Origin of the sequence: Shewanella waksmanii, assembly GCF_043643685.1 — a bacterium.
Taxonomy (GTDB): Bacteria; Pseudomonadota; Gammaproteobacteria; order Enterobacterales; family Shewanellaceae; genus Shewanella; species Shewanella waksmanii_A.
On record NZ_JBHZSN010000006.1, the window covers coordinates 122578 to 139611 of the forward strand.

Annotated in this window: 13 protein-coding genes and 1 other RNA gene; 7 read left to right on the forward strand and 7 right to left on the reverse strand. The window is 43.2% G+C overall.

Translation table 11 applies throughout. From position 1 onward, the window contains the following. Positions 1-23: 23 nt before the first annotated feature. From ACHUFW_RS11165 to ACHUFW_RS11175, 3 genes are all read left to right on the forward strand, one after another. Positions 24-449, forward strand: a complete 426-nt coding sequence (locus ACHUFW_RS11165) for a DUF6795 domain-containing protein (RefSeq protein ID WP_394203397.1) — start codon at positions 24-26, stop codon at positions 447-449. Positions 450-784: 335 nt separating this feature from the next. Beyond that, on the forward strand, positions 785-1711 hold the full coding sequence (locus tag ACHUFW_RS11170; protein WP_394203081.1) for a hypothetical protein: 927 nt from the start codon (positions 785-787) through the stop codon (positions 1709-1711). Continuing rightward, positions 1695-2174 (forward strand): hypothetical protein, encoded by a 480-nt coding sequence (locus tag ACHUFW_RS11175; RefSeq protein WP_394203082.1) that lies wholly within the window; start codon positions 1695-1697, stop codon positions 2172-2174. The genes ACHUFW_RS11170 and ACHUFW_RS11175 overlap by 17 nt, the downstream gene beginning before the upstream one ends. A 105-nt stretch (positions 2175-2279) precedes the next feature. Here ACHUFW_RS11175 and ACHUFW_RS11180 read toward each other — a convergent pair whose 3' ends face one another. Further along, positions 2280-3173 (reverse strand): hypothetical protein, encoded by an 894-nt coding sequence (locus ACHUFW_RS11180; RefSeq protein WP_394203083.1) that lies wholly within the window; start codon positions 3171-3173, stop codon positions 2280-2282. Between the two features lie 632 nt (positions 3174-3805). Between ACHUFW_RS11180 and ACHUFW_RS11185 the strand changes: the two genes are divergently transcribed. Then, positions 3806-6697 carry a P-loop NTPase fold protein gene (locus tag ACHUFW_RS11185; protein ID WP_394203084.1) on the forward strand — a complete coding sequence of 964 codons (2892 nt, stop codon included), beginning with the start codon at positions 3806-3808 and terminating at the stop codon, positions 6695-6697. Between the two features lie 202 nt (positions 6698-6899). On the opposite strand, the gene gcvP is transcribed toward ACHUFW_RS11185, so the two are convergent. The 6 genes from gcvP to ACHUFW_RS11215 form a co-directional block, all read right to left on the reverse strand. Continuing rightward, positions 6900-9785: an aminomethyl-transferring glycine dehydrogenase gene (gcvP, locus tag ACHUFW_RS11190; RefSeq protein ID WP_394203086.1), complete on the reverse strand. Its 2886-nt coding sequence runs from the start codon at positions 9783-9785 to the stop codon at positions 6900-6902. Positions 9786-10063: 278 nt separating this feature from the next. Continuing rightward, positions 10064-10453 (reverse strand): glycine cleavage system protein GcvH, encoded by a 390-nt coding sequence (gene gcvH, locus ACHUFW_RS11195; protein WP_394203087.1) that lies wholly within the window; start codon positions 10451-10453, stop codon positions 10064-10066. A gap of 215 nt (positions 10454-10668) precedes the next feature. Further along, the gene (gene gcvT, locus ACHUFW_RS11200) at positions 10669-11763 is read right to left on the reverse strand and encodes a glycine cleavage system aminomethyltransferase GcvT (protein ID WP_394203089.1); all 1095 of its coding nucleotides are present in this window, start codon (positions 11761-11763) and stop codon (positions 10669-10671) included. 348 nt (positions 11764-12111) lie between these two features. Continuing rightward, positions 12112-13326 (reverse strand): FAD-dependent monooxygenase, encoded by a 1215-nt coding sequence (locus ACHUFW_RS11205; RefSeq protein WP_394203091.1) that lies wholly within the window; start codon positions 13324-13326, stop codon positions 12112-12114. A 52-nt stretch (positions 13327-13378) separates the two neighbouring features. Then, positions 13379-14656 carry a 2-octaprenyl-6-methoxyphenyl hydroxylase gene (ubiH, locus tag ACHUFW_RS11210; RefSeq protein ID WP_394203093.1) on the reverse strand — a complete coding sequence of 426 codons (1278 nt, stop codon included), beginning with the start codon at positions 14654-14656 and terminating at the stop codon, positions 13379-13381. A gap of 39 nt (positions 14657-14695) precedes the next feature. Then, on the reverse strand, positions 14696-15271 hold the full coding sequence (locus ACHUFW_RS11215) for a UPF0149 family protein (RefSeq protein ID WP_394203095.1): 576 nt from the start codon (positions 15269-15271) through the stop codon (positions 14696-14698). Between the two features lie 372 nt (positions 15272-15643). Between ACHUFW_RS11215 and ACHUFW_RS11220 the strand changes: the two genes are divergently transcribed. The 3 genes from ACHUFW_RS11220 to ACHUFW_RS11230 all read left to right on the forward strand — a co-directional run bounded on the left by ACHUFW_RS11220 (position 15644) and on the right by ACHUFW_RS11230 (position 17025). Continuing rightward, a complete protein-coding gene (locus ACHUFW_RS11220; RefSeq protein ID WP_394203097.1) occupies positions 15644-15952 on the forward strand; it encodes a cell division protein ZapA in 309 nt (102 codons plus the stop codon). A gap of 79 nt (positions 15953-16031) precedes the next feature. Further along, positions 16032-16214: non-coding RNA, 6S RNA (ssrS, locus tag ACHUFW_RS11225), on the forward strand. A gap of 205 nt (positions 16215-16419) precedes the next feature. Next, positions 16420-17025, forward strand: a complete 606-nt coding sequence (locus ACHUFW_RS11230) for a 5-formyltetrahydrofolate cyclo-ligase (protein WP_394203099.1) — start codon at positions 16420-16422, stop codon at positions 17023-17025. Positions 17026-17034: the final 9 nt, after the last annotated feature.

The window sequence follows — 17034 nt, forward strand, 5'->3', positions numbered from 1 at the left end:
AAGGAGCAATCATCATGCTAGGAATGCTTAAGAAATATACCGTTGAGTTATGTCCAGATGTTAATGGAAGATTGACGCACAACGGTCTACCACTTCCAAATCAAACCGTTATTAGAAGCCTTACATACAATGACAACGAAATTGTTGACAAGTGTATAACGGATCTAGATGGCACGTTTCAATTTCCAAGAAAATCAATTAAATCTAGATTGCCGGGTAACATATTTCATGAGATATCCATAAGGCAAATTTTGTTTACTGAATTTCAATCTCAAGAGTTATTTATTTGGCTCGCATACCAAAGAGAAACTGACACACCCGATACATTTATCGAACTAATGAAGAGTCTAGATGCTGAGTTAACCAACGACGAACAAGTCTATGAATTTGAAAATATTGAATTTCCAGTGTTACCTTTCTTGATAAAAACGGTATGTTTGTTAAAGTAATTTCACGGATTATTTTATGAGTAAGCTAACACCGACTTTGCAAAAACCACACCTAAATTGCTAAAGAGAGGTGTTCACAAAGCAACCTAAATATTTCTATGGGTGTCATTGTGGGTAAAAGCAATCGGCAACATGTTTGCTTTTACCCACTTCCCCGACTACCTTGCCTGACAACAATCTAGTATGCCCCTCCTTTATACATGCTAAATAAACTGTAAGTATTAAATAATAGAAACCATCGGTTTTCGAAGAGCTAGCGGCTATAAAATAGAAAGGTTTCGTCGTAGAATCGTTTTCAACCAATGGATGGTTGAGAAAGATTAAAGGAATAAAACATGTCTGCGACTTTTTTACGTTCTCCCCTGCAGGAATACAGAGAACAAAGCCTCAAAATACGCCTTAAAAACCAATTGAATATTGCTGATATATTCAAAGCATTGGACTCAGATCCAAATACTACAGGTGCTGGCGTAGTTTTCATTGATCATGAATTCACTGTTGTCACATTAAGACCATTCGTTCCAATATGCCGTAAAGATCCGATACGGCTAATTTTAAGAGAACCACCAAAACAACTCTCACCCGCAAACTATGCTAGTGAACTAAAAACATCACGCCGTGAAAGTAAGCTAACAGGCGAGCTAATAAATACTGGATTGAGCTGCACTGCCGCAGTACTAAGCTGGATTGTCGTTGCTGGCGCCACTACAGCAATTCCTCTCACAGGTGGTGCTAGTACCATTGTTACCTACCTAGGAAATGCAGCAGCTGTGGCCTCGGGGCTTCAATGTATTAATGGCTTGGGACGCATAACCTTAGAGCCTACTAACCCCCAGCAACTGGATTGGCTGGATAACCAAGAATGGTATCAAGCTATTACAACATCGCTAGATATTATCTCACTTGGGGGAGCTGTTTCAGCAGGTGCTACAACCATAAAAATGGTACAAACACTTCGAGTCACGACCTCTAAACCCTTACCAGCAATACTAAAAGGACTTAGTCGACCAGAAAGACGTAGGCTAACGCTTGAGATTCAAAGACTAAATCATCCGGGAATTGGTACTCAAACATTAAAGGCTTTAACAAATTCAGGAAAACTAACAAAGCGTTACGGCAGTCAAGCAATCATTAACGCGGTATCTTTAAATCTAAAAAATGCTGTCAGTGCAAGCTTAAGTGTTACAGGAAGCACATTCGATGGCTCGATAAAAACTATTGCCATCGGCATCTATGAGGATCTGAGTGAAAATGACCGATAATTTCTTCGATGAATACGACTTCTCGCTATGGATTTTTGCGGTTGGTATAACAGTAATCATGCTGCTAATCATTAGCTCTGGCGTTATCGCACCATTATTATTGCTATCGCTGCAATCCATAGTTGGTGAGTTTTCTAACCAAACTTTTGGAATTCTTTTGTTGTCTATAGAGTTAGTGATAGCTTTGCCACTCATCATCGCTAACTTACTCGTTATTAGAGGCAGAGCTAATGCTGTATTAGTTAACAAGGCTAGCATTTTCTTTAATCTAGTTAGCTACTTATTTATCGCCATGGTGCTTGAACATGAGTACAAGTGGTTCTTCATGATGCTCATATCACTACCTGTTTTAGCTAGGATACTTATGCAAACGCAAAAATATGCGGCTTATGTAGCCTATTTCGAAGCACTACATAGAAACCCACAGGAATTTAGGGAAGCACTATTACGAAGGATTGGCTAAGTTTTCGATAGATTACATAGGGGAGTGAAGGCAACCAGTATACCCACTTTTCTTGCTAGCTAAAGAGCTGCCAGTGGCAGTTCTTATTGCAAAGCGGCTTGCTTCCTATTTAGGATTCCGACATACCGTTTCTGTACTCGCTGAACAATCAATAATAGTGATGACGCCTTGGGGGACTACTTGCCTACTTACGTCAACCACCCCCAGCCCGTATGCTTCTAGTGCGCGATGAAGCGATTGCCAAGACGGTAAAGAAAGTCCACTTACATCATAAAACTTGGAGAATGGATTTTGCGCTTTCAAATCCACTACATTGCCATTGTTATCGATAACTTTAGAGAACTTAAAATGGATATTGTTATCTATATCGACAAAGTCCACTATCGCATAGGCCTTACTTTTATCTGGAAACTCAAAAGCGATCGCGGGTACTGGGAATGTCATACCTAAATCATTTATTTTTGAACCCAAATTAATATAGTGAATCAGCTTCTCATAAACTTTGTTCTTACTAGGTTGGCCATTAAAGTAATCGATAACATCGTTTTGACGAAAAGAAGCGCCTACTAAGTCATAGCCGCTAGGAACAAGCTTTTCTGGAATACTAACTGAGGTGCCTTCTGACAGCGCCCTGAACTCTATCAATGCCGAAGAAAAGTCATGAAAGTTTGTCTGCTCAACATCTATCAAACCCTGCTTTTTAGCAGTCAAAATGTTTTCTTGCCAACAATTAGCGATAACACCGCCCTCTGCATCGGGCTCTCTACCGTCTGGATCGCATACCGTTCTCGAACTTTTCTCAACTAAGTATTTGCGTAAGTCAGCATTTTCGGCATTAAACACATTAACGACAATGGTCTGTTTATCAATAGCATTTTCTTTCGCAACCTGAACAAACTCACTTTCAGTGAAGCAGCTTGTGCATTCCACATGATAAGCATCTATCGCGAGCGATGAAAACGGCGTGGCAAGCAAGAATAAGGCTGGTAAACATCTCATAAAAATCCCTTTTATGTACAACCAATATGAACACTACTTCGATAAAAGCAGGCAACTATAAAACCTAACACAACCAATTTACCTAAACGATAGCAATTCAACCATAAGCAATATCAGAAATAACCCTTTGGTGCCACAATGCAGAACACACCGAGCACTCAACAGATGTGACATTTTGTGTCCTTACCCAAAAGTCACTATTCCAAACACGTAATAACGCTAAATCAGTAATGCTTAAAAGCGTTGGACTAAAAAAGGCAAAAGGAAAAATAGCTGACCTATTTGCCAGCCAAATTAATTTAGCAAAGGCTAATTAAATTAGTTAACCCCATATAAACCACAACTCTCTAATTATCATCAAAAATAATCGTGATTAGATTGTATACACTATTGAAAACTGTAAAAGAAATAGCGTAATCTATAACCAAAATAAATAAACGCAGGCCAAGCTCTTAATCCAATAAGAGAGCGCCTTTCAGGGAAGAAGAAGCCAATCATTCGCTTGTAAAATTCAGTTCATTTGAACCATACAAGCACCAATTGAAAAGTTTACTCTTAACCCATTTATTATTTGATTCAATAAACTCATATCGCATGCATTGAAAAATAGTGAGTTAGCATAAGGACTAGAGTTGAAAACTAATAAAAGCGAAAAAGAGGTTGGGCTGGACAAAATTAAATCGCTCATCGCAAAATATTCAAACAAAAGCTCGACTATTCATAATGCAAACGAAGCCTCAACTCGTTTGCTTTTAATCGATGAAACTTTAAAGATTTTAGGATGGCACCCAAACGACTTTAACCCAGAAAGTCATACAACATCAAATGGGTTCGTAGATTACCTGTTAACACATGATGGTGTTCCTAAGTTAGTTGTTGAAGCTAAGAAAATAGGCGTAACATTTAGTTCGCCATCAAATAGAAAAATGCACAACAACGACTACGCTATTTCTTATTTTAAGCAAGCCTTCAAGCAGAACCTAACAGATACCATTAATCAAGCAAGTCAGTACTGTAAAGATAATCGGGTCACACATGCTGTGATTACGAATGGCGCAGAGTGGTTTGCCATGCAACTTGTACCAAAGCCTGGAAAGTCCATTGATGGTATGAAAGGTATTTATTTTGGAAATTTATTTACTGACAATTTCTATTACGATTTATTTTATGACTTGTTATCAAAAAATAGCGTTTCATCTGGAGAGTTAGAGCAATACCTAAATGAGATAAACTATGCCCCATCACCTATCAACTTAACTTTGAGCAACCACTATGGAAAGTTAAAATGGGGGAGTTACCACTCTACTAAGTATACAGACGAATTTTACTTAAGCTTTTTTGACGAAATAACTAATAGCAATCAAAAGAAAATGCTTGAGCACTGTTTCGTAGCAGACTCTAAACTAGAACAGTACAAAGGGGATTTAAAGCGTTTACTTAAAGATACAACGCCTAACTATCTTCCTTTTGACACTGAAGACCTAGATCCTGGAGAAAGCGCAAGAGCAATCATCAACGACCATCAAACTGGAAAGGTTATTCTAATAACCGGCTCAGTCGGCTGTGGAAAGTCTACATTAGTTCAGAAAGTAATCAATGAGACAAAAATAAATCACAAACACTCTACCACACCAATAATTGTGGATCTGATAAATGATGTTACCCAGAGGGAGGTTGATGCGAAAAATATAATAATAAATCGTGTAAATGAAGCACTATTAGAAAAATTCCCAGAAACTCTTGAATACGAGAACTTAAAACAAACGTATAACAGTGAAATAAACGCCCTAAAAAGTGGGCCTTATCAATTACAATTCAAATCTGATTTTAGTAAATACATTGACAAAGAAGCGGAGCTCTTAGAAAAATTAAAATCAAAAACCGATAACTTTGTAATTAGGACGCTAAAGAATCAGAAGCATAAGGGAAAACCAGCAATTTTGATCATTGATAATGTAGACAGGGCTTCAGAACACTTTCAAGAGGAGACATATGTTTTAGCACACAAAATCGCAAAAGAATCTGGTTCAACAGTCATTATAACCATGAGAGAGTTTACTTACTTCACCAACAAGGATAGTGGCTGGTTAGATGTAAGAAGTGGAGATAGAGTAATTCATCTTAAAGCACCAGATTTCAACAAAATAATATCCAAAAGAATAAAGTATATTGAAAAACACTTCGACGAAGACTTTAGAATAAAAGAGTGGAGAAAATCTTACGATTTAAATGAATTCAAGAAATCTTGTCTAGAACATGCAGAAGTATTAAAAAAAACCATACAAAGAAAAATTGTAGGACAACGAATCCTAGAGACACTATCCTGTATATCATGGCACAACATAAGAATGTTCCACAAGATTTTAAAAAGCACTCACAAGAAAATAGGAAATGATAAACTATGGGAGTTTGAAGAAGTTATCGCCTCACTCATGATTTCAGAAGACAGCTATGCGCTAGCTCCAATACCTAATATATTCATACCAACAAAGAATATAAACAAATCATACTTTCTAAAACTAAGGCTACTTCATTTTTTGTTGAATAATGACTCACCTTATGGAACTCCTCTAAAGAAGCTTATTAGCTTTGCAAAAATGTATGGCTACCATAGTAATTGGATAACTATCGCGATAGAGGAATCTATCAAGCACAGATTAATTGAGTGCGTAGAAATACCCACTGATGGCGGAAACACTTTAAACTTCACAATTAGCCAAGGAAAAACATTTAAAATATCCCCACTAGGTGCAATCCTTGTTAAAGACATAGTAAGTAACAAAGTATATCTATCCCTGATAGCAAATGAACTCCCATTCCACGATAAAGAACATTTTAATTCCACTAAAAAGGAGTATGAAGAATTTTTTTCTTACATGGGGGACACCTATTCAGAAGTAATCAGAGATGGATTATCGCTTATTGAAAATTCGGGGTTGAGTAGCTCCATATCGTCATACCTATTAAATCAATTTAAACAAGAACGCATATGCGAATCTCTATTAAATTCAGACTCAGAAATAAAAGCTTCAGAACAAAAAATAGACGACTTCATTAACTACCTAAAATCAAACTTCAAACAAAAAACATATCAGAATAGCAACCTATTACAATCTAGTTTCGAATTTGGTGGCATCGATGATATTTCATCTACACCACAAAATGATGAAAGTGATCTAGAAGAGCTAATCGCAGACCTCATACCTACAACTCTCGATATAGTACGAGAAGAGAAATCTGAATATGCACCTTTGATTTTCACGGCATTGTTAATTAGAAAGTTCTTAGGACATGAAGCAAGTCAAGGCATAGACTTAACCAAGACAATTAACATGTATATTGTTGATGAACAAAACAAAAAAGCATCTCCCAATGTTTCTAGAGCATTACGAACTACAGGTCTAAACCAGCAACCATGGTTATTAATAAGAGATGATTTGCATACAAAGTTTAAAACTTTTTCATTGGCTGAAAAATGGGAAGAACATTGGCTCGAGTATTTTGGAGAAAAACCGAATATATAAAGAGTGTATTGTAAAAAAGCGACCCTAAGGTCGCTTTCTCTCTTTATAAATAACAAACTTCTATAACCCAACTACCACTGTCATTGCGTCGCTGGCGATGCTAATGCTAGGCGAACCGAAGGCTCTAGCCCGGAGTTGACTGTTGTCAATGAGGACTGGAGCCGAGGTTCAACACCGCAGTAGCGAGCCTAAGCAGCAAAGATTACTCGTAGTCGCTCATTGGTACACAGGCACAGAAAAGGTTCCTATCCCCATACACATCATCAATACGATTAACCGTTGGCCAGAACTTGTTCGCTTTAACCGCCGCCGTTGGGAACACAGCTTCTTCACGGCTGTAAGGACGTGAATCAAACGCTGGGTCCATGATGTCTGCCATGGTGTGTGGTGCATTGTGTAGCGGGTTGTTATCCGCTGGCCACTCACCTGACTCAACACGTGCAATCTCACCACGAATGGCAATCATCGCATCAACAAAACGGTCTAGCTCAACTTTAGACTCAGACTCGGTTGGTTCAATCATTAGCGTACCTGCAACAGGGAAGCTCATGGTTGGCGCGTGGAAGCCATAGTCGTTAAGACGCTTAGCAATGTCCATTTCAGTCACGCCTGAGGCTTCTTTAAGCGGGCGTAGGTCAATGATGCACTCGTGAGCAATTCGTCCGTTACGGCCAGTGTAAAGCACAGGGTAATGGTCGCTTAGGCGCTTGGTCATGTAGTTGGCATTCAGTAGTGCCATCTGCGTTGACTGCTTAAGGCCTTGCTTGCCAAGTAGCTTGATGTACATCCAAGTGATAGGCAGGATACCCGCGCTACCGTATGGTGCTGCTGAAACCGCACCATTGTTGTCAGAGTCGCGACCGTGCTTCACTACCGCGTGACCAGCAACAAATGGCGCTAGGTGTGATTTAACACCGATTGGGCCCATACCTGGTCCACCGCCACCGTGTGGGATAGCGAAAGTTTTGTGCAGGTTAAGGTGTGATACATCAGCGCCGATAAAGCCAGGTGAAGTTAGGCCGACTTGCGCGTTCATGTTAGCACCATCAAGATAAACTTGGCCGCCATGGCTGTGGATCACTTCGCAAATCTCACGCACGGTTTCTTCATATACACCGTGAGTTGATGGGTAAGTGATCATGATGCAAGACAAGTTCTCAGCCACTTCAGCAGCCTTCGCTTTCAAGTCTTCCATATCGACGTTACCGTCTTTATCACATGCAGTCACGACCACTTTCATACCCGCAAGCTGGGCTGATGCTGGGTTAGTACCGTGAGCAGACTGTGGGATTAAGCAGATGTTACGATGCGCTTCACCGCGAGACTCGTGGTATTTGGCAATCGCAAGTAGACCTGCGTACTCTCCTTGTGCACCAGAGTTAGGCTGCATGCAAACCGCATCATAACCTGTGATATCCACTAACCAGTCAGATAGCTCTTGAACTAGCTGCGCATAACCTTCAGTTTGATCCAGTGGTGCAAATGGGTGCATGTTGGCAAATTCAGGCCAGCTCACCGGTAGCATCTCTGTGGCCGCGTTTAGCTTCATGGTACATGAGCCAAGCGAGATCATTGAATGGTTAAGCGCTAAATCTTTGTTCTCTAGACGCTTGATGTAACGCATCATCTCAGTTTCACTGTGATAACGGTTAAAGGTTGGGTGCGTCAAGATAGCATCGTCACGTACGAGTTCAGCCGGAACTGATGCGCTGTTTGCCATCACTTCTGCATCTAATGCGTCAACATCAAGGCCATGACCTGCACCTAAAATCACATCGAATAGTTCCGCAATATCAGTGCGTAGTGTAGTTTCTGCCAAGCTGACGCCAACAATGCCGTCAGTATCAAAACGCAGGTTAACACCAGCCTCTGCTGCGCGCTGCTTAACAGCAGCAACATCAAGGCCGCTAAACGATACGGTATCAAACCAAGTGTCGTTAACTAGCTGCACGCCTTTTTGGCTCAAACCAGTAGCCAAGATGTCAGTGAGACGGTGAATGCGCTCAGCAATGGTTTTCAGGCCTTGTGGACCATGGAAAACGGCATAGAACGACGCCATGTTGGCAAGTAACACCTGTGCAGTACAGATGTTTGAGTTAGCTTTCTCACGGCGAATATGTTGCTCACGAGTTTGCATTGCCATACGCAGTGCACGGTTACCACGGGTATCTTGTGATACACCAATGATACGGCCTGGCAGTGAACGTTTGTGGGCGTCACGCGATACGAAGAACGCAGCGTGTGGACCACCAAAGCCCATTGGCACACCAAAGCGTTGTGCGCTACCAAAGACGACATCTGCGCCCATAGACCCAGGTGATTTCAGCATCACCAGTGACATGATGTCAGCCGCTACCGTCACAACCGCTTTCTTGGCTTTTAGCTCAGCAAACAACTCAGTGTAGTCACTGATTTGACCGTGCTTGTTAGTGTACTGGAACAGTGCACCAAATAGCTCATAGTTAACCGCTTCATTGGCTGGGCCAACAATCACTTCAAAACCAAAACACTCAGCGCGGGTTTTAATCACGTCTAATGTTTGTGGGAACACATCGTCAGCAACGAAGAAGATGTTGGCTTTTTTGGCTTTCGATACACGCTTAGCCAGCGCCATGGCTTCAGCCGCTGCGGTTGCTTCATCAAGCAGTGATGCAGACGCTAAGTCTAGGCCGGTGAGGTCCATAGACAACTGCTGGAAGTTCAAAATGGCTTCAAGACGGCCTTGGGCGATCTCTGGCTGATACGGCGTATACGCGGTGTACCAACCTGGGTTTTCAAATACGTTACGTAGGATAACCGATGGGACTTCAGTGCCGTAATAACCCATACCAATGTAGCTTTTATTAACCTTGTTTTTATTCGCTACAGTGCGTAAATAGGCAAGACCTTCAGCTTCACCAACGCTATCACCAACCGCTAGGTCACGGTTAAGGCGAATACCTTCCGGGACGATTTGTGCGGTTAAATCTTCTAAAGATTCAGCACCAACAAAGTTCAACATCTCTTGTTGTTGCTCGCTATCTGGGCCAATGTGACGACCGATAAAGCGATCATGCTGCTCTAACTGTGTGAGTGTTTCTTTGGTCATGATTAACCTAGTTCCATATTTGCCAGTATCTTGCCTGTAGGGTGCAGAGTTACCGGTCTCGTTGTTAAGTCGTGTTTGTCTGGCTAGGCCAAGAACAAACCCTGTACGCAATAGCTAAATAACTTCTAGTCTCGATAATTGAGCTTGAGGTCTGCGATAGGGTGTTATCCCCTACCCGTAAAAGTCACTTAGCTATGTCATTCGCTATACCAATGAAAGCGAGTATAACGAACAAAGCCCCAAGCACAGCGCGTTGGGGCTTTGTAGTTTACGACCGCTTACTCGTCGTCAACAACTGCTTGATAGCCTTCAGCATCAAGCAGGTTATCAATTTCAGCGACATCTGATGGCATAACGCGGAAGAACCAACCGTCACCGTATGCATCGCTGTTAACTAGCTCTGGAGAATCTTCTAGTGCTTCGTTAATCGCCAATACTTCACCAGATAGTGGCGAGTAGATGTCTGAAGCAGCTTTAACAGACTCTGCAACCGCACAATCTTCACCAGCGCTTACTGTGTCACCAACTTCTGGTAACTCAACAAATACCATGTCACCCAACAACTCTTGGGCGTGCTCACTGATACCAACAGTGTAAGAACCGTCTTCTTCTTTACGGATCCACTCGTGTGAAGAGGCATATTTAAGTTCAGCAGGGATGTTGCTCATTTTTTCGATCCTTTATCTGATGTTCTAATGCTTTTTATAAAGTCTATTAGGCTAAAACTGTGTCTAGGTTGATGAGCTTATCGCTAATACGCAACAAGTTAGCCAAAGGTTTACTTGTTGCTAAGATTAACTCAATTAGCCATTTGGCTAATTTTCCTGCATATCAACCTAGCAATGTCCTTGAGGGGTTAAGCGTTTAGCCCAACCCACAGGAACTAGAATGCTTGTTTACCATTGCGTACAAACGATGGTGCGATAACTTTAACAGGGACGCGCTTCTTTCGCATCTCTACTTCTGCGACATCACCAACAGAATTTGGTACGCGCGCCATCGCAATAGAATAGCCTAATGTTGGCGAGAATGTGCCACTGGTGATAGCACCTTGTTGTTCAACGCCGTCACTGTCGGTAAAGAACACAGCCATACCTGGACGAATGACGCCTTTAGCTTCCATCACTAAACCAACTAACTTATCAGTGCCCGCAGCTTTAATCGCTGTTAATGCTTCACGGCCAATAAAGTCACGATCGCTTGGTTCCCATGCGATAGTCCAGCCCATGTTCGCCGCTAGCGGGTTAACGCTTTCGTCCATATCTAGGCCATATAGGTTCATGCCAGCTTCAAGACGCAGCGTATCACGTGCACCTAAACCACATGGACGCACGCCAGCATCAAGTAGTGCCTGCCATAGCGCTTCAGCTTCAGCTTCTGGCACGATGATTTCATAGCCCGCTTCACCGGTATAACCGGTTGTGGCGATAAACAGTGAGTCAGCTTGCACACCAAAGAATGGCTTCATGCCTTCAACCGCTTGGTTTTGCGCATCATTAAATACCGCAGCAGCTTTGGCTTTGGCCTGTGGACCTTGAACGGCAATCATTGCCAACTCTGGGCGCTCAGTAATGGTGACCTCATAACCTTTAACTTGCTCAGCAATCCAAGCTAAGTCTTTTTCACGGGTGGCTGAGTTAACCACGATGCGGTAATGGGTATCGCTAAGATAATAGGTGATCAGGTCATCAATGACGCCTGCATTGTGGTCTAACATACCACCGTAAAGTGCCTTACCCGGTACTTTAAGTTTGGCAACGTCGTTAGCAAGCAGTTTACGTAGGAAGTCACAAGCTTGGTCGCCAGTCACGTCAACTACGGTCATGTGTGATACATCAAACATACCAGCGTCTTGACGCACTGCGTGGTGTTCTTCGATTTGCGAGCCATAGTTGATTGGCATATCCCAGCCGTGGAAATCAACCATTTTAGCGCCAGCTTCTAAGTGCTTGTTAAAGAGTACAGTTTTATTAGCCATTATTATCTCTTCTTTATGCCCTGTCGGGGCCTCGCCTCTATGGTTAGGGTACATAAGGACAAGGTGTGGACTAAAGGATAGTCAAACTAGCCTCTAGGATAAATAAAGATGCATCGATAATCTGTCATTCACATTAGGATGCAGATCCATCAATGGTATCAAAATGCGGCGAAATTATACCTTGCGTCACAGTTTTGTATACAAGAGAATTTTCTAATCCGAACGGTTTTGTCATTACTTTTTCTCATGTTACTTGTGTAGTTTTTTTACATGAAAAAAGTTCATGCAGAATAAGTTAAAACAAACCACTGTTTTATTTAACTTATTCTGCGTTTTGACCATAAAACTCTATTGAGGTTGGCAGGGGGTGGGTAAGCGGCCTTTATTGCCCATGGCCTGTTGCATAAACAGTGTTTTCACAGGAGAAAGGTTATCGACCAGATTTAAGCCGAGATCGCGTACCGCTTTTTTCAATGGATTATTGCCTTCAAATAAGCGTTTAAAGCCTTCCATTGCCGCAATCATCTCTAAAGCATCGGCTTTACGCCAACGTTCAAGGGCACGCAAATTGCCGTAATCGCCAATGTCTTTGCCTTTGGCTTGCAGCTCGCTAATGGTTTCAATAATCGCACCTGCATCTAAAAAGCCTAAGTTCACCCCTTGCCCAGCTAATGGATGAATGGTGTGGGCCGCATCGCCGGCCAGCAGCAAACGATGGCGGGCAAAATGACGCGCGTAACGCATGCGAAGCGGGAACGCTTGCAACTGACTCGCCAATTGGCAATAGCCCAAGCGGCCGTCAAACGCGGCGGTCAGTTGTCGTTCAAAAGACTGTGGTTCTGCATCAAGTAGCTGTTTAGCGCGCTCAGGCGGTAAAGACCATACAATTGAGCACAAGTCAGATTCAAATAACGGTAAAAATGCCAACGGCCCACCTTCAAGAAATACCTGTCTTGCAGTATCACCATGGGGGATTTCAGTGCGAATAGAGGCCACCAGCGCATGATGACCATAATCCCAAAATGTCATCGGAATATTGCACTGTCCGCGCACCCAAGAGTTAGCCCCGTCGGCACCAATCACCAAGGCGGCACTGAGGTTGTCGCCGCTTTCTAAGCTAAGCCAAGCTTCGCGCTCGCCAAAGGCCAGTTGACTGAGACGCTGATTTTCAAGGTGATTAATATTGCTAAACTCGCTAGCGCGCTTTGCCAGTGCTTGGCAAATATTGTCATTTTCGATGATGCTGCCTAAATGGTCTTCGCTCATTGAATCGGCATCAAAACCGATTTTACCCAAGCTGTCTTTATCCCACACCGCCATTTTTGAATATGGCGCTGCGCGTGCTTCATCAACGTAATGCCACGCTCCTAGGTAATTAAGTAAGCGCTCGCTCGCTTTATTGATAGCGCTGACCCGCAGGCGAGCTTCGCCGGATAGGGTTTGGGTTTCCCCTGCATCAATCACCACCACACGCATATCGGCCATTGCTAGACCAATTGCTGTGGCTAAGCCCACCATACCTCCACCAACAATGGCGACATCATAGGTTTGTGCACTAAACATGAAACTTTCCTCTAGCCAATTCTTAGAATCTGTTGTGTTAACCGCGCCATGATTATTGGGCGGTTAACTTTTGCGGCGCTTTCCAGCCCATTGCTTTTCTTGCTACTGGTGTTTTCAACGGCGGCAACCAAGACAGTAACCGCAACCCCAAATTGCGTCCAAGCACTAAAGGCCAATGATTGTTGGAAAAACCGCGCACTAAAATTTCAACATTATTGATGGTGGTATCCCTATCGTGTTGCCGCGCAGTTAAATAGCGATGCAATAACTCCGTTTCACCCACATCATCACTGCCCTGGAGCAGCTGATGCTTTATCTCAGCCAGCAAGGTGGCAATATCGCGTAAACCTAAGTTAAAGCCTTGACCCGCAATAGGGTGCAGCGTTTGCGCAGCATTGCCCACAAACACGGTGCGATGATAAATCGGCCTTGGCATGTACGATAACGCCAACGGATAGCTAACTCGCTTACCAACCGCAATAAAGCGCCCAGCCCGATGACCAAAAGCTTGTTGAAGCTCACTTAAAAACGCACTTTCATCTAGCGCTAGTACGCGCTCAGCATCAGTGCTTTTCAGCGCCCACACCAAAGAGATTCGCGCCAGTCCATCACTGTCTGCCATAGGTAATACAGCAATCGGTCCAGAATCAGTAAAGCGTTCATAAGCACGCCCCTGATGAGGCTTATCAACACTGACATTCGCGACAATAGCGACCTGATCAAACTCGACTTTAGTCACCGCTTGGCTCACGCTTTGACGAACTTGCGAATGCGCGCCATCAGCGGCAACAACTAACTTTGCTTCAAGTATGCTGCCGTCATCTAAGGTTAACTGTTGCTTGTCATTGAAGGTGTCTAATTTTGCCAATTTGGCTGGGCAATGCAGGCTTACCGATGATTTTTTTACTTGGGCAAATAATGCAGCCCCCACAGGGGCAAGCTCTACCACCTGGCCAAAACAATCAACATGAAAGTCTTCAACATCAAGACTAGTCATGCCAAAGTGGCCTCTGTCGGATACATGTATATGGCTAATGTCGGTGCCAAGCTTTGAGATTATCGGCCATACACCTAAGCGATTTAACTCAAAAATCGAACCATGGGAGATAGCGATCGAGCGTGCGTCAAACCCTGGGTGACTATCGCTGGGCGCTGCTGCTTCAATTAAAGCTATTGTCAACGGCTTATCCAGCGACTGGCTTAGTTGCTGCAATCCCAGTGCTAACGTACTGCCGGCCATGGCACCGCCGACGATAGCAATATCAACCTGTTGTACTTTGGCTGTCATATCCTTGGTTGGCATCTCGCCTGCGGATGAATCATCACTCATACAAATTTCTGCCTAGCTTTGCGAACTAATTGCTGTCGATTAGTGGATAACTGGGTCGCTTTCGCCGCTATCGTCGGTAGGTTCTGGACCAAACTCTGAATAACACAGCAATGCGCCCATGCGCGCAAACTCCATCAATTCGATATAAGCAGCTTCTGACTCATCGTCTTCGGCAACATCAAACTCGACTTGAGCAATCTCAGCCAAATCACTAATCACTTCACGCACATCAGCAGAAGCCTTATTAAGCTTAGGTTGCACTATGGCAACACCGGTTAGAAAACTTTGTACCCACAAAGATAGCGCTTCAACACGTTGGCTAAGCGACTCTTCTTCTTCGGGTAACATAGGGCTGAAACCAAAATCGACATCGGTGATGCGGGTCAAGGTGTCTTGAAATAACTCTTCAACTAACTGTTGTAGTGTTTCTGGCAAAGGTTGGCCGTCATTAATCAGCTCAAGTAGTGGTTTTACCCAAGCTGAACGCGCATGCTTGACTCCTCCGCAAATTAAGCCAACTAAGGCACCATGAACTTCAACGGGGTGTTGACCAATTTCGGCGGCATTCAATTCTGCCAAAAGGCTATCGATGCTAAGTGAGGGAGGAGTTGCCATAACCTGATTCCAAATCTAAATAATCTTGCGCCATGCTAGCAGATCTGACTAAAGCCACCAAGAAAAAGCCACATAAGCTATCGAGCTGTTTTGGGTGAAAACCAACCAATTAGCAAGCTTTTATGCCACAGTGTGAACTGCAACCGTTCACAATGGCAATGTTTACTTATGTCATTGCGCGGCTTGCTTGGCTGAATTAAAGCTTAAAATTTGCGATTCAGAATGGTAAAAATTGCACGGTTAATCTGAATTTTGGTTATCTAAACAACATTTAATCTAACTATATCTTATTAGCACGAGCTACTTATTGCACTTTGTCTAACAGACCGATATAGTCCGCACAAGAGCCACATTAACGGATGCCCCTTTGCAATGAGTAGCCATGCTATTGAGATTAGCTTATTAGGCCGAACCTACTCCATCGCTTGTCCAGTTGGGCAAGAGAATGCATTACGGCAGGTGGCTGACAAGCTAGAAAAACAGTTAAGTACCTTAAAATCGCGTACTAACAATCTAAGCCGTGAAGAGATTGCCATTATGGCAGCCTTAAACATTGGTTATGAACTGCTCGAAGAGCAGAAGAAAAACCAAGATTATATCAAGCAGATGGATGATAAAATCGGTCTGTTACAATCTACACTTGAAGGTGCACTGGTTGAGCGCTCTTCAAAAGCAGATTAAACTGTAGCAATACAGTAGTCAGCCTTGCTGGCAAGGTACCAAGATAAATGCACTATTGCATGGTATCGATGAACTTTTTTGCTCCCTGGGGTGTGCGTCAGTTGGTTATGTCCCTGTGCCGATATTTACAATCTCAGGGTGAATGCTTTATTGACATTGCGCAAGCTCGGCTTGAACCGAGAAGCCTTAGGATTTAATCGTTTACCCGCCTTGAACCTACGGTTCAAGGGCTACACCGACAGGTCGGCACTCTGGGGAGCAATTCAAACACTTAAAAGCCACCTTCATAGGTGGCTTTTTTCATCTTCACTGTCTCACTTGAGCACTAGCACTGAAATAAAGCTGCTAATGCCCTTCACCGTAATTGCTAACAAGTTAAGCGTGAAAGCCTGGCATCAACTTGATAAGTACTAAGCTTATTTCGCATAATCAGCAAATATACTTGAAACCTGCGCAACCATGCCGCTATGCCACTAAATAAACAAGATAACATCGATAGACACTCCCTCAGGCAAACAGTGCGTCAGCGACGCAATGCCATTAGGCCCGCCGAGCAAGCTCTGTTTGCTCAACAAGCCATGGAGCGCCTATTATCTATCGTCAAACAGCAAGGTGTGCAACGTATTGCGGTTTACCTTACCAATGACGGTGAACTCGACACACAACCCCTTATTCAGGCGCTTTGGCAAAACCAGATTGAAGTTTACTTACCTCGACTACACCCTTTTAGCCGCGGAAATCTGATTTTTCTGGCCTACACAGCTGACACGCCATTAATCATCAATAAATTAAACATTGCCGAGCCAAAGCTGGATATTACCAAGATGGTATTGCCCCATGAACTCGATATGATTGTGACTCCCTTAGTTGCTTTTGACGCCAGCGGTGCACGCATGGGAATGGGCGGCGGTTACTATGACCGAACCCTGAGTAATTGGCAGACTCTAGGAAAACCACTGCCCGTTGGCTACGCGCACGATTGCCAACAGGTCATCCAGCTTAACCAGGCAGATTGGGATGTTCCCTTACCTATGATTATTACGCCTACTGAGGTGTTTGATTTTAGGAGTTAACAACGGCTA